General features: G+C 72.7%; 16 protein-coding genes and 1 pseudogene. 8 read left to right on the top strand and 9 right to left on the bottom strand.

The window, feature by feature from the left end:
- Nucleotides 1-78: 78 nt before the first annotated feature.
- Entirely contained in the window at nucleotides 79-3,696 is a 3,618-nt protein-coding gene (locus tag ACIODU_RS07085; protein WP_401764823.1) for a phosphodiester glycosidase family protein, read from the bottom strand.
- Nucleotides 3,697-3,984: 288 nt separating this feature from the next.
- Here ACIODU_RS07085 and ACIODU_RS07080 point away from each other — a divergent pair, with 288 nt between their 5' ends.
- Entirely contained in the window at nucleotides 3,985-4,341 is a 357-nt protein-coding gene (locus tag ACIODU_RS07080; protein WP_356419761.1) for a YciI family protein, read from the top strand.
- Between the two features lie 94 nt (nucleotides 4,342-4,435).
- On the opposite strand, the pseudogene ACIODU_RS07075 reads toward ACIODU_RS07080, so the two are convergent.
- Nucleotides 4,436-6,133 (bottom strand): annotated as a pseudogene (locus ACIODU_RS07075) (SpoIIE family protein phosphatase); the annotation flags it as partial.
- A 210-nt stretch (nucleotides 6,134-6,343) separates the two neighbouring features.
- Between ACIODU_RS07075 and ACIODU_RS07070 the strand changes: the two are divergent.
- Entirely contained in the window at nucleotides 6,344-8,131 is a 1,788-nt protein-coding gene (locus ACIODU_RS07070; protein ID WP_401764820.1) for an ABC transporter ATP-binding protein, read from the top strand.
- A gap of 67 nt (nucleotides 8,132-8,198) precedes the next feature.
- Here the strand turns inward: ACIODU_RS07070 and ACIODU_RS07065 are convergent, their stop codons facing one another.
- The 3 genes from ACIODU_RS07065 to ACIODU_RS07055 form a co-directional block, all read right to left on the bottom strand.
- Complete coding sequence (locus ACIODU_RS07065; protein ID WP_401764817.1) at nucleotides 8,199-8,978, bottom strand: TetR/AcrR family transcriptional regulator; 780 nt, start codon at nucleotides 8,976-8,978, stop codon at nucleotides 8,199-8,201.
- Nucleotides 8,975-9,826 (bottom strand): oxidoreductase, encoded by an 852-nt coding sequence (locus ACIODU_RS07060; RefSeq protein ID WP_401764815.1) that lies wholly within the window; start codon nucleotides 9,824-9,826, stop codon nucleotides 8,975-8,977. The genes ACIODU_RS07065 and ACIODU_RS07060 overlap by 4 nt, the downstream gene beginning before the upstream one ends.
- 84 nt (nucleotides 9,827-9,910) lie before the next feature.
- Complete coding sequence (locus ACIODU_RS07055; RefSeq protein WP_401764812.1) at nucleotides 9,911-10,396, bottom strand: Lrp/AsnC family transcriptional regulator; 486 nt, start codon at nucleotides 10,394-10,396, stop codon at nucleotides 9,911-9,913.
- Nucleotides 10,397-10,499: 103 nt separating this feature from the next.
- On the opposite strand from ACIODU_RS07055, the gene ACIODU_RS07050 reads away from it, so the two are divergent.
- A complete protein-coding gene (locus ACIODU_RS07050) occupies nucleotides 10,500-10,964 on the top strand; it encodes a DUF2000 domain-containing protein (RefSeq protein ID WP_356419778.1) in 465 nt (154 codons plus the stop codon).
- A gap of 130 nt (nucleotides 10,965-11,094) precedes the next feature.
- On the top strand, nucleotides 11,095-11,364 hold the full coding sequence (locus ACIODU_RS07045) for a chaplin (RefSeq protein WP_356419781.1): 270 nt from the start codon (nucleotides 11,095-11,097) through the stop codon (nucleotides 11,362-11,364).
- A gap of 128 nt (nucleotides 11,365-11,492) precedes the next feature.
- Here the strand turns inward: ACIODU_RS07045 and ACIODU_RS07040 are convergent, their stop codons facing one another.
- Complete coding sequence (locus ACIODU_RS07040) at nucleotides 11,493-12,356, bottom strand: tyrosinase family protein (protein WP_356419784.1); 864 nt, start codon at nucleotides 12,354-12,356, stop codon at nucleotides 11,493-11,495.
- Nucleotides 12,357-12,410: 54 nt separating this feature from the next.
- Nucleotides 12,411-12,938: a tyrosinase family oxidase copper chaperone gene (locus tag ACIODU_RS07035; protein WP_401764807.1), complete on the bottom strand. Its 528-nt coding sequence runs from the start codon at nucleotides 12,936-12,938 to the stop codon at nucleotides 12,411-12,413.
- 349 nt (nucleotides 12,939-13,287) lie between these two features.
- On the opposite strand from ACIODU_RS07035, the gene ACIODU_RS07030 reads away from it, so the two are divergent.
- On the top strand, nucleotides 13,288-14,280 hold the full coding sequence (locus ACIODU_RS07030) for a YihY/virulence factor BrkB family protein (protein ID WP_401764805.1): 993 nt from the start codon (nucleotides 13,288-13,290) through the stop codon (nucleotides 14,278-14,280).
- Here ACIODU_RS07030 and ACIODU_RS07025 read toward each other — a convergent pair.
- Nucleotides 14,223-15,077 carry a glycoside hydrolase family 19 protein gene (locus tag ACIODU_RS07025; RefSeq protein ID WP_401764969.1) on the bottom strand — a complete coding sequence of 285 codons (855 nt, stop codon included), beginning with the start codon at nucleotides 15,075-15,077 and terminating at the stop codon, nucleotides 14,223-14,225. The genes ACIODU_RS07030 and ACIODU_RS07025 overlap by 58 nt on opposite strands.
- Nucleotides 15,078-15,332: 255 nt before the next feature.
- On the opposite strand from ACIODU_RS07025, the gene ACIODU_RS07020 reads away from it, so the two are divergent.
- Nucleotides 15,333-16,088, top strand: a complete 756-nt coding sequence (locus ACIODU_RS07020) for a carbonic anhydrase (protein ID WP_356420395.1) — start codon at nucleotides 15,333-15,335, stop codon at nucleotides 16,086-16,088.
- A 66-nt stretch (nucleotides 16,089-16,154) separates the two neighbouring features.
- On the opposite strand, the gene ACIODU_RS07015 is transcribed toward ACIODU_RS07020, so the two are convergent.
- Complete coding sequence (locus tag ACIODU_RS07015; protein WP_401764802.1) at nucleotides 16,155-16,949, bottom strand: SDR family NAD(P)-dependent oxidoreductase; 795 nt, start codon at nucleotides 16,947-16,949, stop codon at nucleotides 16,155-16,157.
- A 210-nt stretch (nucleotides 16,950-17,159) separates the two neighbouring features.
- On the opposite strand from ACIODU_RS07015, the gene ACIODU_RS07010 reads away from it, so the two are divergent.
- A complete protein-coding gene (locus ACIODU_RS07010; RefSeq protein WP_401764799.1) occupies nucleotides 17,160-18,137 on the top strand; it encodes a fibronectin type III domain-containing protein in 978 nt (325 codons plus the stop codon).
- A 162-nt stretch (nucleotides 18,138-18,299) separates the two neighbouring features.
- On the top strand, nucleotides 18,300-19,271 hold the full coding sequence (locus ACIODU_RS07005) for an NADP-dependent oxidoreductase (protein ID WP_401764796.1): 972 nt from the start codon (nucleotides 18,300-18,302) through the stop codon (nucleotides 19,269-19,271).
- The last annotated feature ends 6 nt before the right edge of the window (nucleotides 19,272-19,277 follow it).

Here is a 19,277-nt window from a genome sequence, read left to right as displayed (position 1 = left end):
CATCGGCCATCGGGAGCGGCCGCCCTGACCAAAGTCGCGGGCGGCCGGGCAGCCGGCCTACCGAAGTCTCGCCCCTCGTCAGCCCGTTCCGGTACGGACAGCTGCCGGGGCGGCCGAGGCCGCCGACGCCTCGATGACCGTCCGGGCCGAGCGGGTCACCCCGTTGACCGTCACCGCGAGGGTCACGGTCCCCGGCCGCAGCGCGGTGAGCATGCCCGTGCCCGGGTCGAAGTGGGCCACGTGCCGGTCCCGTACGCCGTGCCGATCTCGTACGCCCGGCCGGTCTCGTACCCCCGGCCGATCCCCTGCGTCGTGCCGGTCCCGCACCCCCTGCCGCCCGTCCCCGATCAGCACGTTCGGCGAGCCGGTCCAGTCCGCGCTCAGTGGGAAGGCCACCGGCACCCGCCTGCTCCCCTGGGTGACCTGCGCCGCGACTCTCGCGTCGTGTCCCGGGGTCAGCACCGCCGGGACGTCCAGCGTCAGCGCGTCGGTGTGCGCGCGGGTCTGGACCGAGATCCAGTCGGGCCCGCCCGCCCACGGCGCCCGCCGGGCGGCGGCCCACGCGCCCGGGGACACCCGGTCCACACCGACCACCGACCACCCGGTGAAGCCGCCCTCGTCCGGCGGGGCCGAAGGGGCCTTCCCCGCGTTGCCGTTGACGAGATACGGGACACCGTCCACCCGCGAGGCGTCGAAGACCCCGACGTGGCCGCCGATCAGCGCCGCGCCCTTGCCGGTCGTACGGCGGAAGTCGGCGAGCCACCCTTCGAGCAGCGCCGCCTCCTTCCGGTCGCCCAGCTGACTGGCCTTCTGCACGGTCGGGTCGCGCGGCGGTACGTGCTCGATCACCACGACCGAGCCCACCCGGTCGTCCTGCGCCGCCGCGTCCAACCGCGCACGCGCCTCCTCGATCTGGGCGAGACCGCCGCCGCGCAGCGACAGACTCGACGTGTCGAGAGTGAGAAAGCGGGTCCCCCGGTGGTCGAACACCCGGTGGGCGGGGCCGAATTGGGCGGTGAAGTGGTCGATCGTCCCGCCCATCACCTCGTGGTTGCCCGGTACGTAGTACCAGGGCAGCGCGTCCCCCAGCTCCTCCGTCAGCACCCGGCGCGCGAACGCCAGGTCCTCGGGCGACCCCTCGTCCACCAAGTCCCCGTTGATCACAAGGAAGGCGGGCTTCGCCGCCCTGATCTCGCGCAGGGTACGGCGCGCCTGGACGACGATCGCGCTGTCCGGGTCGCGGGCGACGAACTGGGCGTCCGACATCACCGCGAACCGCCAGTCCCGCCCTTCCGTACGGGCCGCGGTGGCGATCAACGGGTCGGCGGGGCGCGGCTGTTCGGGCAGGTCCACGGTGGGCGGCAGCTGCGCCGTCAGGTCGTCGAGCACCACCTCCCCGGTGTACTGCTTCGTGGCCGCGGTCTCGGCGAGGTAGAAGCGGTACACACTCAGCGGGGCCGCGGCGCCCTCGGGCACGGTGAAGGTCACCTGCCGCCAGCCGGTCCAGGTGACGTACGGACCGCGCAGCAACTGGTCCGAGCCCGCCGCGTCCTTGAGGTGCAGCGTGGGCCAGGCGCCCCGGCCGTCGCCCTTGATCCAGAGCGCGAACGACTGCGGGCGGCCCGGGACAGGAAGCGGTACGGGCGGCAGCGCGTACGCGGCGCGGGTCGCCGTCGACTGCGTGAAGTCGTAGCCGAGGCGCAGCGCGGTGCCGGTACGGCCGTCCGGCACGGCGCCGACCGAACCGCTCGCCCGCGCCTGGGAGAAGGTCCAGGACGCCGCGTCGTCGAAGCCGGTGACCGGACGCTCCTCCAGGCCGACGGTGACGGCGAGCGCGGTGGTGACCCCGCCGGCGGTGGCCGTGATCCGGCCGGCTCCCGCGCCCGTGAGGGAACGGACGGTGAAGTTCCCGGCGCCGTCGTCGGTGACGGAGAAGAGCGCGCGGTCGAAGTCCAGGGTGACGTCGCGGGGTTCGACCGGGGCGCTGGTGCCGTGGGCGTCGAGCCCGACGATGCCGAAGGTGCCGGAGGCCGCCGCGTCCGCGAGTCCGACCCGCTGGGTCGTGGGGACGAGCCGGTCGAGCCGGTCGAGGACCGTCACCTCCGTGCCACCGCCCGCCCGGCCGCGCTCGGCCCTCACCTCGGTGGTGCCGCTCGCGCGTGCGGTGAACAGGCCGCGCGCGTCGACCCGGCCGACGGAGGACCGTACCGCCCGCCAGTGGGGTGTACCGGTGGCCGGACCGTACGTCTCGTCGTGGCCGGCGGCGGTCAACTGCCGGGTCAGACCCGGGAAGACGCGCTCCGGGTGGCCGCCCCTGACGGGGTCGACGGTCGGCGCGCTAGCCGGGGGCGTACGGGTCGAGACCCAGAAGCCGTCGAGCCGTCCGCTGCCGTCCGGGGCGGTGAGGGCGAGGCCGTTGGGGACGGCGCGTTCGCTGCCGTCGGAGGGGCTGTTCTCCACCGTCAGCGTGTCACTGCCGGGGGCGCGGGCGAGCAGGGTCGAGGAACCGCCGCCGTCGAGGTTGAGGGCGCTGTACGACCCGGCGCGCCGCATCATCCCGCCGAGTTCGGTGAGGGTCACCCCGCCGCTGTCGGCCTGCCGCCCGTCCACGGTGACGATCTGCATCGTCGAGCCGTCGCGCGAGAAACCGACGGCGGTGCGCGGGGCCGCGGTGTTGTTGCCCTCGCCGTCGTGGTTCTGCGCCACCCCGTCCACCACGAGCAACTCCCGCCCCCCGACGGCGGTACGGGGCACCGGCCCGCTGTCGGTGCGCGGACGGTACGCGACCGTCACCGGGTCACCGGGGCGCAGCGCCCCGAGGGCCTCGGCCCCCGCCTCCCGGCCGACCAGGACGGTGGTGCCCGGTGCGATGGGCCCGGTGCCTGGCCGGTCCGTCACGGAGACGACCGCGCCGTCCCGGACGACCGCTTCCGCGACGGGGGTCGCCCGGTCCACGGTCAGGGCACGGTCGGCGCGGCCCCACCCCGCCGTGTAGACGCCGAGGGAACCGGCCGGCACGTTCGCGGCGTTGTACGCGGCCAGGGGGCGCGGTCCCGAGGGCAGGGTCACCGTCCCCTCGAAGTAGAGCCGCAGGATCCGGCCCGCGTTCCCGGGGCCGATCCCGACGGCCCGTTCGGCGCCGGCCGCCGGGGAGTGGTCGACCTGGCCGTCCCTGAGACCGGGGCCCTGCGGCGCGCCCGTCTCGTTGATGTCGAAGAAGTCCGCGTTGATGGCGGCGACGGTACGGCGCCCCGCGCCCGGGTCGTGGAGCGCGGCGAGTTCGGAGACCGTACGCCGGTCGGAGACCTGGCCGGAGGACAGGTAGTCGGCGCGGGCACCACCGTCGAGGTCCACGGAGAGCGCGTCGACCCGCAGCCACGCGGCGGCTTCGAGCCGGTCGTACGAGGTGAGGGTGACCCCGGGGGCGACGGGCCGGGAGGCACGGGCCGTTTCCAGTCCTCCGCCGTCCGGAGCCTCGCCTCTCAGGCCGTCACCCGCTCCCCCGGCGGTCACCGTCCCCGGTGTCCCGCCGGCCGCGCTCGCCGGCGGGGGCGCGACCGGCCGCAGGATCTCGGCGGCGGTCAGCGGGCCGGGGTCGGAGGTGGAGTCGGCCAAGGACGGGGAGACCGCCCCCGCCGTCAGGGCGGTCGCCGCCGTGAACAGCACGACGGACCGCCAGGCGTTGCCTGGGCCCACAACTTCTCCTGGAAGACGGTGAATTCGCATGGGTGAGGACTGTCTGCCGCCAGCATTGCCGTGCGCACACCAATGAACCAGGGGTTCGGGGAAACGCCGGGAAGAACACGCGATGACAGCCCCGAAGGCCACCGGCCGGCCCCTCTCGTCGTGGCCCTCGGGCGGCGATCATGACGTATCCCGGAAAAACTTCCTGGGAGGTGTCGATCCGGGCGCCTCCCGTTCGACGTAAGGATGAGAGGCGGGGACCACCCCGCTCCGGTCCGCCCACCCACGTACGGAGTCACCATGCCGCGCTTCCTGACGATGATCCGCGTCGATGAGCAGAACCCCCCGACCGAGCCCCCCGGCCCCGAGTTCGACGCGCGCATGGGCGCGCTGCTGGAGGAGATCACCAAGGCGGGGGTCATGCTCGACACGGCCGGTCTGACGCCGACCTCCGACGGCACCCGGCTCACCTGGGCCGACGGCGCGGTCCGGTACACGGACGGCCCCTTCACCGAGACCAAGGAGGTCATCGGCGGCTACTCGCTGATCCAGGCCAGGGACAAGGCCGAGGCGCTGGAGTGGGCCAGGCGCTTCCTGGAGATCCACCCGGCCCACTGGAGCATCACGGCCGAGGTCCGCGAGATCGCCGAGGGCTGACCGGACCGGCCGCGCGGACAGGACCACGCGCCGTCCTGTCCGCGCCCCGCTTCGTCCCCGCGCGCCGCTCCTACGAGATGGCGCCGGGCCGCGTACGGGACCGGGGCGACGCCCCGGCCCGGGCGTCCCTGCGCAGGAGCAGCAGCGCCATGTCGTCACCGCCGCCTTGGGTGCCCAGCCGGTCGAACAGCATGTCGGCCAGGTCCGGCAGCTCCTCCGGGCCCGTCCTGACCGCCTCCGCCAGCACCTTCATCCGGTCCCCGAGGTCCGTGCCCGGCTCCTCCACCAGGCCGTCCGTGCAGAGCAGCAGCGTGTCGCCGGGGCCCAGCGTCCCGGTGGTGACCGGGTAGTCGATCCCGCCGTCGCCGGCGAACTCGGCGGCGAGGCCGAGCGGCAGCCCGCCGGTCGTCGTGATCCAGCCACAGGTGCCGTCGGCGACCCGCACCATCGGGTCCAGATGCCCGGCCCGTACGATCTGCAAGCCTCCCGTCGCCAGGTCGACCTCCACATACGTGCAGGTCGCGAAGCGGTCGGTGTCCAGCTCGTGCAGGAAGGCGGCGGCGCGCGCCATGGCGGTGGCGGGCGGGTGGCCCTCGGCCGCGTACGCCCAGAGCACCATCCGGAGCTGGCCCATGACCACGGCGGCGTCCGTGTCGTGGCCCTGGACGTCGCCGATGGTGAGGCCCACCCGGCCGCCGGGCAGCTGGAGCACGTCGTACCAGTCACCGCCGACGCTCCGCCCGATCCGCGCGGGGCGGTAGCGGACGGCCGTCAGCGCGCCCGGGATGTCGGGGATGTGGCGCGGGAGCATCGCCTGCTGGAGACCTTCGGCGAGGTCGTGCTCCTGGTCGTAGAGCATCGCCCGCTGAAGGCTCTGCGCGATGCTGCTGCCGAGCGCGACCAGCAGGGCGCGCTCCGAGTCGCTGAAGTCGCCGTGCCGGGGATAGAGCATCGCGAGCACGCCGATGGGCCTGGCCTGGGCGATCAGCGGCAGATACGCCCCCGAGGAGACGACCAGCGGCTCGATGTGCGGCCAGAGCAGCGGGTAGGCGTTACGGAACTCCTCGCGCGAGGTGACAAAGCGCGGCCGCTCGGTCCGTACCGCCTCGCTCATCGGGTAGGGCTCGTCGATCCGGGTGTACTGGAGCTCCGTCGCGAAGGGGCCGTTGCGCCCCTGCGCGACCAGCCTGATCCGCGTCCCCTCGACCACCCCCAGCGACACGCTCTCCGCCCGGAGGTGGCCGAGCGCCTCCTCGTCCTCCAGGACCTTGATGACGTCGTGCACGGTCTCGGCGTGGGACAGCAGGGTGGTCGTGCGCTCCACCATCTCCGTCAGCCGCCGCCGGCCCGCGTCCAGCTCGTTCCTGGCGGCCGCGTCGGCGAGGTCGTGGTGGGCGATCCGGACGATGCCGATGACCCGGACGGCGTTCGTCCGCTCGTCGCGCAGGATCCGCGCCTGGGTGTGGGTCCAGCGCATGGACCCGTCGCGGCAGCGGATCTGGAAGTACGTGGCGTAGCGGTCCGTGCCCTGCTCCACGGCCTGTCCCACGACGGCGTTCACCCGCGCCGCCTCGTCCTGCGGGATGCGGGACAGCAGCGACTCGCCCCTGCCGTCGTACTCGTCCTCGCGCAGGTCGAACACCTCGAGGGCGGGGCCGTCCAGATGGAGTGCTCCGCTGACGAGGTTCCAGTCGAAACCGCCCATGCGGTTGAGGGCGAGTCCCAGTCCCGGATCGGCGGGCCAGTCGTCCGGCAGCGACCCGGCGCCCGGCCGAGCGCCCTGATCAGCCATGCAGCCACCCTCTCACCGATCGCCGTTCCGCACGCGCCGAGCGGCCGGTACGGACCGGTGTCCGCGGTCCGCCTCCGGGGCCGGGGACCGCCGCTTCCCCGGCCCCCCGTCCACGCTCCGGAAAGCGCTTCCGGTCCGGGGGCCGGTCGGAGGAGACTGCGGCCGCACGTCGAGCGCGTGCGACCGCTGCCGAAAAGGACTCCGCTCTCCATGCAGAAACCCGAAGCCGCTCACCGTCCCGGTCCGCTGGACCACCACTACTCGGGGGAGCATCCGCTCCGTACCCTCGCCTACCTCTTCCGTCCCGACCGCGGCAGGCTGCTCCTCGTCGTCGCGGTGTTCACCGTCAAGCACATCCCGGTCTGGCTGCTCCCGCTGATCACGGCCAACATCATCGACGTGGTCGTGGAGCACCGGCCCGTCTCCGAGCTCTGGTACAACGCGGGGGCCCTCGTCTTCGTCCTCGCCCTCAATTTTCCGATGGCGCTGCTCTACGCGCGCCTGATGAGCGCCAGCATCCGCCGGATGGGGCGTGAGCTGCGGTCCGCGCTCTGCCGCCGGATGCAGTACCTGTCCCTCGGCTACCACGCGCGGGTCAGCGCGGGGGTCCTCCAGACCAAGGTGGTACGGGACGTCGAGGCCGTCGAGCAGATGACCCAGCAGAGCGGTGACCTGGGGCTGGGCGCCATCATGACGCTGCTCGGCGGACTGGTGGTGATCGGGTTCCGTACGCCGGTGGTGCTGCCGGTGTTCCTCGTGGTCGTGCCGCTGGCGGCGCTGCTGGTACGGCGGCTGCGCTCGCGGATCCGTACGAACAACGAGGAGTTCCGGCTGGAGATCGAGCGGCTGTCCTCGCGCGTCGGCGAGATGACCACGCTGATCCCGATCACCCGCGCCCACGGCCTGGAGCGTACGGCGCTGCACCGCGTCGACAACACGCTGGAGCGGGTACTGACCGCCGGGTTCCGGCTGGACGTGCTCAACGGGCGCTTCGGCTCGCTGTCCTGGATCCTGCTGAACACGCTGGCGGTCGGCTGTCTGACGGGCTCGGCGGTGGTCGCGTACTACGGCTGGATGGGGATATCGGCGGGCGACGTCGTCATGATCAGTACGTTCTTCACCGCGCTGACCGCCTCCCTGATGACCCTGATGAACCTGACGCCGATCATCGCGAAGGGGCTGGAGTCGGTGCGCTCGGTCGGCGAGGTGCTCCAGGCGCCGGACCTGGAGAGCAACGAGGGCAAGACGTCCGTCGAGCGCGTCGAGGGGCGGATCGACTTCGAGGGGACGGGATACCGCTACCCGGAGGCGGCGGAGCCGTCGGTGCGCGGCTTCGACCTGTCGGTGCGGCCCGGCGAGACGATAGCCCTGGTCGGCGCGTCGGGGGCGGGCAAGTCGACCCTGCTGAACCTGCTGATCGGGTTCATCAGGCCGACCGAGGGGCGGATCCTGCTGGACGGCGCGGACATGGCGTCGCTCGATCTGCGGACGTACCGGCGTTTCCTGTCGGTCGTACCGCAGGAGTCGATCCTCTTCGAGGGGACGATCCGGGAGAACGTGACGTACGGCCTGGCGGGCGGCGAGGACGAGAGCGCGCTGCGGCACGCGCTGGACGCGGCGAACGCGTCGGAGTTCGTGGACCGGCTGCCGGACGGCCTGGACACGGTGGTGGGGCAGCGCGGCGCCCGGCTGTCGGGCGGCCAGAAGCAGCGGCTCGCGATCGCCAGGGCGCTGATCAGGGATCCGCGGATCCTGGTCCTGGACGAGGCGACGTCCGCGCTGGACAACCGGTCGGAGGCGCTGATCCAGGACGCGCTGGCGCGGCTGGTGGCGGGCCGGACGGTGTTCGTCGTGGCGCACCGGCTGTCCACGATCCAGAACGCGGACCGGATCGTGGTGATGGAGCACGGCCGGATCGTGGAGATGGGCAGCCACCACGAGTTGCTGGCGCGGGGCGGGTCGTACGCGACGACGCTCCAGCCCCGGCGGTCGGGGTGAGTTCGCTCCCTGGGCAGTCGTGCGGCCCCGGGTGACGCCGTGCGGGTTCAGGGGGAGTCGTACGGGTTCAGGGGGAGTCGTGCGGCTCCGACGTCATCCGGTCCACCTGGCCGGTGTCCAGGGGCGGCCGGCTGAAGGCGATGCGCGGGGTGCGGAGCCCGGCCATGACGACGTCGAGGTGGCGCTGCCAGGCGTCGGGGGCGGCGGCGCCCGTCGTCTCCACCACCCCGCGTATCCCCCACACGACCATCGCGATGTCGGTGACGGTGACCTGGTCGTTGACCACGCCGGCCCGCCGCGCCTCGGCCAGCAGGCGGTCGGTGATCCCGCGCAGGTGCGCCACCTGCGCGGGGCGGGCCAGTTCGCCCCAGGCGGCCGGGAGGTAGCCCCGGCTGCCGGCGATGAGCCGGCCGACGGTACGGAGGAACCGGTCGAGGCCGTCGCCGGGCGGCTGCCGTGCGGCCTCTTCGGCGAGGGTGACCAGCTTGTCGTAGAAGACCTCGACCAGTTCCGTGACCAGGGCCTCCTTGGTGGGGAAGCGGCGGTAGAGCGTCGCGGGGCCCACTCCGGCGAGGCGGGCGATGTCCTCCATGCCGGCGGCGGGGCCGCGCGCGGCGAAGGCGCGGCCGGCCGCGTCGATGATCCGGGCGCGGTTCTCGGCGGCGTCGCGGCGCAGCGCCGGGCGGCGCGGTTTGGACGGGGAGGTGGGGTCTCGGGGGCCTCGGGTGTCGGGGCTGTCGCCTGTCTCGGCGGTGTCGGCGGTCTCGGCGGTGTCGCCTGCCTCTGCGGTCTCTACGGTGTCGCTTGTGTCGTGGTGGGGCGCGCCCGTCCCCGGGTCGCGCGTCATTCCGGCTGTCCGGACTCCGCCGGGAACGCCGTCGACCTGCTGGCCTCGGCCCACTCCCGGGTCTCGCGGATCCGGGCCTCGGTCGACTTCTCCACCGCGTCCACCGCGTCCGCCCCGAGCAGCAGCCGCAGCGGCGGCTCGTCCCGCCGTACGGCGTCCAGGATGACCCGCGCGCCACGCGCCGGATCGCCCTCCTGCACCCCGTCGGTGTGGTCGCGGTAGCGGTGGATCGCGCCCACGCTGGCCTCGTAGTCCGGGCCGACCTCGGCGCGCCGCATGGTCGTGGTCTGCCAGTCGGTGCGGAAGGCGCCCGGCTCGACGATGATCACCCGCACGCCGAAGGGCCTGACCTCCTTGTCGAGCACCTCGGAGAAGCCTTCGACGCCGAATTTGGCGGTCTGGTACGGGCCCAGCCCGGGGGAACCGCCGACACGGCCGCCGACGGACGAGAACTGGACGAAGCGGCCGGACCGCTGCCGCCGCAGCACGGGCAGCGCCGCCTTCGTCACGTTGATGACGCCGAACAGGTTCGTCTCGATCTGGGCGCGGAACTCCGCCTCGGACGTCTCCTCGATCGGCGCGGAATTGGCGTACCCGGCGTTGTTCACGACCACGTCGAGCCGGCCGAAGACGTCGAGCGCCAGTTGTACGGCCGCGCGGGCCGCCACCGGGTCGGTGACGTCGAGCGCGGTCGCCCGCACCCGGTCCCCGTACGTGCGGACGAGGTCGTCCAGCTGCTCGGGGCGGCGGGCCGTCGCGACGACGTGGTCCCCGGACTCCAGAGCGGCCAGGGCCAGCTCCCGCCCGAATCCGCGGGAACTTCCGGTGATGAGCCAGGTCTGTGACATGTCGGCTCCTCGATGAGCGATAAGCGATAAGCGATAAGCGATAAGCGATAGACCATCTCTCACTTCACGCTAACACGGTGGCTCTCAGCGCGGCCCCTGGCCGTCGCCACCGGCAGCCGGGTCGATCCGGCGCGGCCTGACGTGTTCGTACGCCATCGTCGTCTGGACGTCGGCGACCTCACGACGCTCGGTGAGCCGGTCGATGACGAAGGCGTAGACGCCGTTCACGTCCGGGACGGCGATGTGCAGCAGGAAGTCGTGGGCGCCGGAGGTCACGAACAGGCCGATCACCTCGGGCAGCCGCGCCGCCCACTCCCGGAACCCCTCGATGACCGGACGGGCCGGCGGCCGGATGCGGACCGAGATCAGTGCCTGGACGGGGCGGCCGATCGCGTCGAGGTCGACGGCCGCGTGGTAGCCGGTGACCACTCCGCGCTCGCGGAGCAGCCTCACGCGCTCCAGCGAGGTGGACGGGGAGACGCCGGTCTTGGCCGCGAGATCGCGGTTGGTCTGCCGTGCGTCGTTCTGCAACTCCCGCAGCAGGGCCAGGTCGACCGCATCAAATTTCATGGAACACCTCTCGGACCGCATGACGTACGGCACCCGGCGACAGATTCGGAACGTGTGCCTAGCGTATCGGGGTGTCCGTACACGAACGAGTAGCAGGAGCACCATGTCCCTCCCCCAGCTGACCGGCGACGACGTGACCACCGACCGGCCCACGCGGCAGGCCAGGCTCAAATGGGTCGTCGTCGTGGACGAGAGCCTCCCGGCGGGCCGGGCGGCCAACGCCGCCGCCTGCATGGCCGCCGCCGTCGGCAAGGCCCTGCCCGATCTCCTCGGCCCCGGCGGCGAGGACGCGTCGGGCGTCGCCCACGCGGGCCTGCCGTGGGCGGGCTGCACCGTCCTGGCCACGGACGCGGACGCGCTGCGCGCGCTGCGGGCCAGGGCCGCCGCGAAGGAGGACATCCTGATCGTGGACATGCCCGAACCGGCCCAGACCGCACGGGTGTACGACGACTACCTCGGAGTGCTCGCCGCGACCGGGCAGGACACCCTCGGTTACTGCGCCGTGAGCCTCGTCGGGCCCCGGAACCGGGTGGACAAACTGGTCGGCGGGCTGGCTCTGCTGCGCTGACCGGGGGGTGATCCGGTGGATTCCACATCGATTGGGCCGATATCCGTTACCCGGCGTGATGCGCGGCGTTGAACGTGCGTGAAGGCCGCACAACGTGCGGCTGTGCTCAAAACGTTCAAGGAGAAACTTGATGTCGCGTATCGCGAAGGCAGCTGCTGTTCTCGCCGGCACGGGCGCCGTGCTGGCCGGTGGCGCCGGAATGGCCGCTGCCGACGCCGGTGCCGAGGCCGCGGCCGTCGGCTCGCCCGGTGTCCTGTCCGGCAATGTGCTCCAGGTGCCCGTGCACATCCCGCTCAACGTCTGCGGCAACACCATCGACGTGGTCGGCCTGCTCAACCCGGCGTTCGGCAACACGTGCGCCAACGTCTCGGCCCCCCACACCGGCGGCTACGGCGGCTGAACACGGACTGACGTGTCCGGCCCCCGGGCCGCACGTTCCCGTTGAATAATGACGGCCCCCCGCGCTTCGGCGCGGGGGGCCGTCGTCCGTCGGGGCGCCGCGTCGGGCCGCCCTTCCGGGCCGCCGTCTCAGGTCTCGTACCGGTAGATCTTGCGGTGGTCGAGCAGCGTGGACGGCTTGACGTTCCACGGCGGCAGCGGCTCCTCCAGGCTGATCGCCCGGCCGCGCTGGGGGTCCCCGGAGGGCAGCTTCTTCTTCGGCAGGTAGGTCGCCTTCGGGTGCTTCTGCTGCCAGCGGTCCCACAGCAGGTCGACGAAGGCGTGGTGCAGCCAGAAGACCGGGTCGTTCGGCGAGGCCGCGCCCAGCATGGCTCCCCCGATCCAGCGGTGCACCCGGTTGTGGTTGCGCCAGCGCTCTCTGCCGCCGGACGTCCAGCCTTCGAGGCGGTTGCGGAAACCGGAGGTGACGGTCGAGTCCCAGGGCGCCGCGTCGTAGACCTTCTCGTTCATCGCCGCGGCCAGCTCCGCCTTGCTGGGCAGGGCGATCGGGGCGGAGGGACGGCCCAGGTCCCGGGTGAGGAACCGGTCGTCGGTCACCCCGCCCTTGATGGTCCAGTTCCCCGCGCTGTAGGCGAAGGGGCCGGTCATGACCTGCTGGTCCCTCCCCCGTCCCGTGCCGCCGAGGAAGTCGTCGCGCCAGAGGGCGGCGGCGGGGGTGTTGTCGGTCGTCCAGTCCCAGTACGGAATCGTCACCGCGGGGTCGATCTGGCGGAGCGCGCGCTCGAAGTCCAGCAGGTAGCGCCGGTGCCAGGGCAGGAACGAGGGGGCCATGTGCCCGGCGCGCACCCCGCCCTCGGCGTCGGAGACGTAGTACCGGGTGTGCAGCCGTACGAACTCCTCGTACGTCCCGCGTCGTTTGAGCTCCAGGACGGCGCCGACGAACCTCTTCTTCTCGGCGCCGCTGAGATTCCGCTGGTTCTTTCTGGTGTACACCGGTGAGGGCCCTCCCGAGGTCGCTGGTGGTGTCGGACGTGGTGGACCGGACCGTCAGACGTGGTGGACCGGCCCGGAGAGCGACAGCTGGGCACCCCGCAGGTCGTCGACGGCCGCGCGGGCGGCGTCGAGCAGGGTCGGGAACGACTCGTAGTGGTTGACCGCGCTCAGATAGCTGCCGTCGGCGCGGCGCATGACGTGCAGGGGGCGGCCGTCGATCCGGATGTCGAAGGCGGAGCCGCCGGGGGCGGCGGCGGTGACGGCGCCGCCCCCCATGGGGCCCGCGCCCATCGCGCCGGTGCCCGCGCCGAGTTCGATCCGGCGCCCCTGGTACATCTCCTCGAAGGCCCGGCCCGCCGCGTCCCGCACGGCGCGGGCCGACTCGGCCCCGGGGGTCGCCGGGGCATCCGTGCGGCGGCCCGCGCGGACGACGGGGGCCAGGACCGTGGCCGTGCCGCCGGCCACTCCCAGCGTGAAGAGCGACCGCAGGAAGTTCCGGCGGGTGCGGCCGCGCGGGCCGGCCCCGTCCGGTGGCGCCGTCTGCCGTAAGGCGCCGCGTCCGGCCTGGGTTCCACGTGGCATGAAGGACCTCCGCTCGTCGGTGAGGGCGCGGCAGAAGACGGGCCACGGCCCCGACCGGACAACGAGACGGGGACAAAACAGTTATCCGGCGTCGCCCGGGCCTGACGAACTCCCCTGCCGCGCACGGGGGTTGGCCCCGCGCCCGTACGGCCGTTCGGCCCCCTGCGCGGTCACCCCGGCAGGTGTCCCGCCCACGGGGCCCTGCGGGCGCCGGAACGGGGTACACGAGGGGAACGGAGCCCGGTCGGGCGACGCACCGTCGCGACGGTCGGAGCCGGGTCCGGTGACAGGGCAGGATGGGCCGGGGGCCGGCAGACGACGGTCGTACCGTACGAACGCAGGAGGCAGCGTGTCCGCCGAGGAATCCGCACCGACGGCACGCCGGTTCGGCCGTGCCCTGCGGCGGACGCCGCTCGCGATGTGGCACGGCGACGCGACGGACGTGGCCGCCGCCCTCACCTACTACGCGGTGCTGGCCATCTTCCCCGCCCTGCTCGTGACGGTCTGTTCGATCGGCCTCGCGGGGCCGGACGCGGGGGGCACGCTCGCCGCCCAGGTGACCGCGCTCGTACCCGCGCAGTCGCGTGTCCTGGTGAGCGACGCGCTGCGGGAGATGGCGGGGCAGCGGTCCGCGGCCTGGCTGCTCGCGTCCTTCGGGACGGTCGGCGCGCTGTGGTCGGCGTCCAGCTACCTGGGGGTGTTCCGGCGGGCCCTGCACGCCATGCACGGGGCGGTGGACCACCGGCCGCCGTGGCGGACCGCGCCCCGGATCGCCCTCACCGCCTGCGCCCTGCTGGCGCTGCTGGTGACCAGTGCCTTCAGTCTGGTGCTGACCGGGGAGGCCGCGGCCGCGCTCGGCCGGATCCTGGGGATGAAGGGCGCGGTGGACGCGGTGTGGGGCGGGTTGAAGTGGCCGCTGCTGCTGGCGCTGGCCGCCGTCCTGGTGCTGCTGGTGTTCCGCACCGGCCCGCCCGGCACCCGCCGGCTGCGGCGCTCGCTGCCCGGCGGGATCCTGGCGGTGGTGCTCTGGCTGCTGACGTCGGCGGGCTTCGCGCTCTACACGGCCCACGCGGGGACGTATAACCGGCTCTACGGCTCGCTCGCCGGGGTCATCGTGTTCCTCGTCTGGCTGTGGGTCACCAACCTCTCGCTCCTGGCGGGGGCGCAGTTCAACGCGGAGCTGGCCCGGGGCGGTGCCGGGCCACGTGCGAAGGCCGGTCCGACGACCTCGTCGGACCGGCCCGGTTCACCGGGTGCGGACACCCGGCCCGCACTGTCGGGGGTTCAGCAGCTCAGGTTGGATCCCGCGGTGGTCCCGAGGATGCCGACGAAGCGCTGGTAGAGGTTGATCCGGCTCTGCACCTGGGCGGGGTTGCCGCCGTTGCACTCGATGCTGCCGTTGATGCTGCGGATGGTCTCGCCGAAGCCGCGGCTGTTGACCATCGCGTTGTGGGGGGTCATCGTGCCGGGGCCGTTCTGGGTGTTCCAGTACCAGAGACCGGTCTTCCAGGCCACGGCCGCGTCGGTCTGCACCAGGTTGGGGTTACGGAGCAGGTCGATGCCGAGGGCGTCGCCCGCGGCCTTGTAGTTGAAGTTCCAGCTCAGCTGGATCGGACCACGGCCGTAGTACGCGGCCGTGCCGGCCGGGCAGCCGTAGGACTGGCTGGTGTCGCAGTAGTGCGGGTAGTTCGCGGTGTTCTGTTCCACGATGTAGACGAGGCCGCCGGTCTCGTGGCTGACGTTGGCGAGGAAGGCGGCCGCTTCCTGGCGCTTGACCGTGTCGGAGCCGGTCTTCGCGAAGCCCGGGTAGGCGCTCAGCGCGGCGGTCAGGCCGCTGTAGGTGTAGAAGGAGTTCCGGCTCGGGAACATCTGGTTGAACTGGGCCTCGGAGACCACGAATCCCGACGGGTTGGTCGGCGGCGGGGTCGTGTTGCCACCACAGGTGCCCTGGTCGGCCCAGACATCGGTGGTACCGGGGATCTCGCCCTGGGTCCACCACTTCGCCGACCAGTTGTGGCCGTTGTACGAGGCGGCGTTGCCTCCGACGTAGACGGTGGAGGCGTTCCACCCGGCGGCGCAGGCCGCGGCGGAGGCGGAGGTGGCGGGGAGGAATATCGCGAGGGCGAGGGCCGAGACCATCGCCGTGAGCAGTGCCAAGACGCGTTGTTTCAAGGGAGTGACTCCTGTCCACGGCCGGGCGGCGGAGGCCGTCCGGCCGTCATGGGGGGTGAGGGAACCAAAGCGGAAGGGCGTGCGCCCTGTCAAGGTCTAGACCAAGGTGGGGAGTTGGCGGGCGCCCGCGCGGCCGAAAAGGCATGGCTGATTAAAGAGCAGGTCAACAAAACACCAATGCCAACCAATGGCCAACGATGTCACGGATAGTCTCCGGCCGTGATGTTCACCAGACTTGCAAAAACACCCCCTTCCCTTCACAGCGCCGCCACGCGTCGCTCCGTCCTGCGCGCGGCCGTCGCGGGCACCGCGGCCACCACCGCGGTGGCCCTGGCCGCTCCGGTCGCGGGCGCCACTCCGGCCGCGGGCGCGAGGCCCCGTCCCGAGGAGCCCCGTCCGTCCACTCCGGCCCAGGCCCTTCTCGCGCTCAACGCGGGCAACCGCCGCTGGCGCACCTTCCGGGAGCAGCACCCGCACGAGACGGAGGTCGTCCGCCGGACGCTCGTCGACGGCCAGCACCCCTTCGCCATCGTCCTCGGGTGCATCGACTCGCGGGTCGCGCCGGAACTGGTCTTCGACCAGGGCCTCGGCGACCTGATGACCGTACGGACCGCCGGCCAGGTCCTGGACGAGGCCGTCCGCGGAAGCATCGCGTACGGCGTACTGGAGCTGGGCATACCGCTCGTCGTCGTGCTCGGGCACCAGTCCTGCGGCGCCGTCTCCGCGGCCGTCGACGCGGACGAGTCCGGATCGCTGCTCCCCGCCCACATCCAGTACCTGGCGGACGAGATCAAGCCCGCGATCGACCACACCAAGACGGGCGCCGCGCGCAAGGACTCCACCATCAACGCGAACGTCTCGCTCATCCGCGGGCGCCTCGCCGCCGATCCCGACCTGGCGGCCAAGATAGCCGACGGCTCGCTGGCCATCGTCGGTGCCCGTTACGAACTCACCACCCAGCTCGTCCACCAGATCTGACCCCTCGTCCGCACCGGCCACGGCGTCGCAGCCGTGGCCGGGTGCCGTTCCGGGCCGGGGGGGGGATCAGGGGACGATCGAGTCGATGTACCCGCCGTCGACCCGGACCGCCGCGCCGGTGGTCGCCGACGCGAACGGCGAGCTGAGGTAGACGACCATGTGCGCGATCTCCTCGGGCTCGATCAGGCGCTGGAGCAGGGACTGCGGGCGGTGTTCCCGCATGAAGACCCGCTGGGCCTCGTCCCAGGGCAGCGAGGAATCGACCAGCTCGTAGACGAAGTCCTCGACGCCACCCGTGTGGGTCGGCCCCGCCAGCACGGAGTTGACGGTCACCCCGCTGCCGGCCGCCGCCTTGGCGAAGCCCCGGGAGACCCCGAGCAGCGAGGTCTTCGAGACTCCGTAGTGGATCATCTCGGCGGGGGTGACGATCGCGGAGTCGCTGCCGATGTACTGGATCCGGCCCCAGGACCGCTCCATCATGCCGCCCAGGTACGCGCGGGTCAGCCGGATCGCGGCCAGGACGTTGACCTCGAAGTACCTCCGCCATTCGGCGTCGCCGATGTCCAGCGCGGGCCGCGACCCGTAGACGCCCAGGTTGTTGACGAGGATGTCCACCGAGGGCAGGACGCCGAGCACCCGCGCCGCGCCGTCCTCGGAGGCGAGGTCACCGGGCGCGGCGACGAACTCGGCGCCGGGCACCCGCGCGCGCAGTCCTTCCAGCGCCCGGTCCACGGACTCCGCACCGCGTCCGTTGACGGCGACCCGCGCCCCGGAGGCGGCGAGCCCGGCCGCAATGGCCGCGCCGATTCCCTGGGTGGACCCCGTCACCAGAGCTGTCTTTCCCGACAGGTCGATCCGCACGCTCCACGCCCTTCCTCGCGCCCGCTGTGAGCACGTCATTGTGCGTCAGGCTCCTGCCCCCGCCGGGCGGGAGGATTACCGGCGGTGTGTCGCGGCCGACGAGGGGAGGAACCGGGCAGCCCGCCACCGGTATGCGTCTGCCTCTTGATGTGAACCCGACACCTGTGTCATATATGTCTAGACCATTGCCCCCCGGATGGAGGACACGGCATGCAGGACACGGCCTTGAGAAGGATCTTCCCCCTTGCCGCGCTCGCGTCCGTGGCCGCCCTCGGGCTCACCGCGTGCGGCTCCGACGAGGCCCCGCCCGCCGCCCCGGCCGGGGTGACCGTCCAGGCGGGTACCGCCACCTCCGTCCATGTCATGTGGCGGCCGGCGCCGGAGCGTTCCGGCATCACCGGCTACGAGGTCTACCGGGGCGGGACCAAGGTCAAGGACGTCCCGGCGAACCAGAGCATGGTCGACATCACCGGCCTCACCCCCTCCACGCCGTACACCTTCACCGTCCGGGCCAAGGACGGCGACGGCACGTACTCGCCGTACAGCGCCGAGAAGTCCGCCACCACCCCGGCCGCCGTCGCGGAGGACAAGAAGGCGCCCGCCCGCCCGGCCGGGCTGACCGGCAAGAGCGCCGGCCCGCGCGGCGCCCAGCTGAACTGGACCAGGTCCGCCAAGGACGAGGGCATCACGTCCTACGACATCTACCAGGGCGGCTCGAAGATCCACAGTGTCGCCGGGGGCGCGACCTCCGCGCGGATCACCTGGCTGCGGCCGGGCACCCACTACTCCTTCACGCTCGCCGCCCGCGACGCGGCGGACAACACCTCGCCCGTCAGCCGCGCCGTCGAGATCACCACGCCGAAGGGGCCCGGCGACGACCCCGACACCGCCCCGACGGCGTTCCGCGCCGCGAGCCACGCCGCAGACGGCGCCTACTACGTCGACCTGTCGTGGGTGGCCCCGAAGACGGGGGCCGAGGTCACCACGTACGAGATCTATCTCGACGGGAAGTTCGCCACCACCCTCATCTGGGGCGGCGAAACCCCGAAGGGCCGGGCCACGTACAGCGTGTACGTGGGCAAGCGGGCGGGCGACGCCTACCGGGTGAAGCTCCGCGCCAAGCTGCCCGACGGCACGTGGGGCCGGTTCTCGGAGGAGCGCCCCGTCGTCACCCGCGAGGCCCCCTGACCCGGTCGGGCGACCGGCGCGGGTGCCGGACCGTTTGCCGGTGCGCGGATCCCGCACGTCGCGGCGGCGACAGCGCGCCTCGGAGTTAGCTTCTTGGTGTCGACCGACCACCGGCGGGGCAGCGGCCCGGGCCCCGGCACGCACCCACAGGAGCGACCAGCCATGAGCAGCGACGACACGATGCGCGCGATCACCCAGGACAGCCTCGGCGGCCCCGGGGTTCTCCGGCTCGGCGAGGTGGCAAGGCCCCGGCCGCTGCCGACCGAGATCCAGGTCCGTGTCCACGCCGCCGGGGTGAACCCCGTGGACTGGAAGACCCGCGCGGGCGGCGGGATGAGCGGCGTCCTGGGCGAGCCTCCCTTCGTACTGGGCTGGGACGTCTCCGGGGTGGTGTCGGAGATCGGGGGCGGTGTCACCACCGTCCAGGTGGGCGACGCGGTGTACGGCATGCCGTGGTTCCCCCGCCAGGCCGGGGCCTACGCCGAATATGTGACCGCCCCCTCCCGGCAGTTCGCCCGCAAGCCCGCGACGATCGACCACGATCGGGCCGCCGCGGTCCCGCTGGCCGGTCTCACCGCCTGGCAGTCGCTCGTGGACACGGCGGAGGTCGAGGCGGGACAGCGGGTCCTCGTCCACGCCGCCGCCGGGGGCGTGGGCCATTTCGCCGTGCAGATCGCCAAGCACCTCGGCGCGTATGTCATCGGCACCGCGAGCGCGGCCAAGCACGAATGGCTGCGCACGCTCGGCGCCGACGAGGTCGTCGACTACCGCACGGTCAGGTTCGAGGACGTCGTCCAGGACGTGGACGCCGTGATCGACCTCGTCGGGGACGGACACGACTCCACCAGCAGCCGCTCGCTCCGGACCCTGCGCCCCGGCGGTCACCTCGTCGTCGTCCCGTCGGGCGTCTCCCCCGACCTCGCCGGGGCGGCACACGAGCAAGGGGTGCGTGTCAGCGACTTCCTGGTCGAGCCGGACGGCCACACCCTGAGCCGGATCGCCGGGCTCATCGACGGCGGAGCGGTCACGGTGGGACTCGACGACGTCCTCCCCCTGGAACAGGCGGCCGAGGCGCACCGCCGGGGCGAGGCCGGCGAAACCCGCGGCAAGCTGGTCCTGCACGTCACCTCCTGAGACGGC

Origin of the sequence: Streptomyces sp. NPDC088261 (genome assembly GCF_044740805.1) — a bacterium.
GTDB lineage: Bacteria > Actinomycetota > Actinomycetes > Streptomycetales > Streptomycetaceae > Streptomyces.
This window is presented reverse-complemented; position numbering and strand designations above follow the sequence as displayed.

What these genes read in the sequence shown, in the direction of transcription:
- ACIODU_RS07080 (WP_356419761.1), top strand. Translation starts at nt 3,985, where the DNA reads ATGCCGCGCTTCCTGACGATGATCCGCGTCGATGAGCAGAACCCCCCG.
- ACIODU_RS07070 (WP_401764820.1), top strand. Translation starts at nt 6,344, where the DNA reads ATGCAGAAACCCGAAGCCGCTCACCGTCCCGGTCCGCTGGACCACCAC.
- ACIODU_RS07065 (WP_401764817.1), bottom strand. Translation starts at nt 8,978, where the DNA reads ATGACGCGCGACCCGGGGACGGGCGCGCCCCACCACGACACAAGCGAC.
- ACIODU_RS07060 (WP_401764815.1), bottom strand. Translation starts at nt 9,826, where the DNA reads ATGTCACAGACCTGGCTCATCACCGGAAGTTCCCGCGGATTCGGGCGG.
- ACIODU_RS07055 (WP_401764812.1), bottom strand. Translation starts at nt 10,396, where the DNA reads ATGAAATTTGATGCGGTCGACCTGGCCCTGCTGCGGGAGTTGCAGAAC.
- ACIODU_RS07050 (WP_356419778.1), top strand. Translation starts at nt 10,500, where the DNA reads ATGTCCCTCCCCCAGCTGACCGGCGACGACGTGACCACCGACCGGCCC.
- ACIODU_RS07045 (WP_356419781.1), top strand. Translation starts at nt 11,095, where the DNA reads ATGTCGCGTATCGCGAAGGCAGCTGCTGTTCTCGCCGGCACGGGCGCC.
- ACIODU_RS07035 (WP_401764807.1), bottom strand. Translation starts at nt 12,938, where the DNA reads ATGCCACGTGGAACCCAGGCCGGACGCGGCGCCTTACGGCAGACGGCG.
- ACIODU_RS07025 (WP_401764969.1), bottom strand. Translation starts at nt 15,077, where the DNA reads ATGGTCTCGGCCCTCGCCCTCGCGATATTCCTCCCCGCCACCTCCGCC.
- ACIODU_RS07020 (WP_356420395.1), top strand. Translation starts at nt 15,333, where the DNA reads ATGTTCACCAGACTTGCAAAAACACCCCCTTCCCTTCACAGCGCCGCC.
- ACIODU_RS07010 (WP_401764799.1), top strand. Translation starts at nt 17,160, where the DNA reads ATGCAGGACACGGCCTTGAGAAGGATCTTCCCCCTTGCCGCGCTCGCG.
- ACIODU_RS07005 (WP_401764796.1), top strand. Translation starts at nt 18,300, where the DNA reads ATGAGCAGCGACGACACGATGCGCGCGATCACCCAGGACAGCCTCGGC.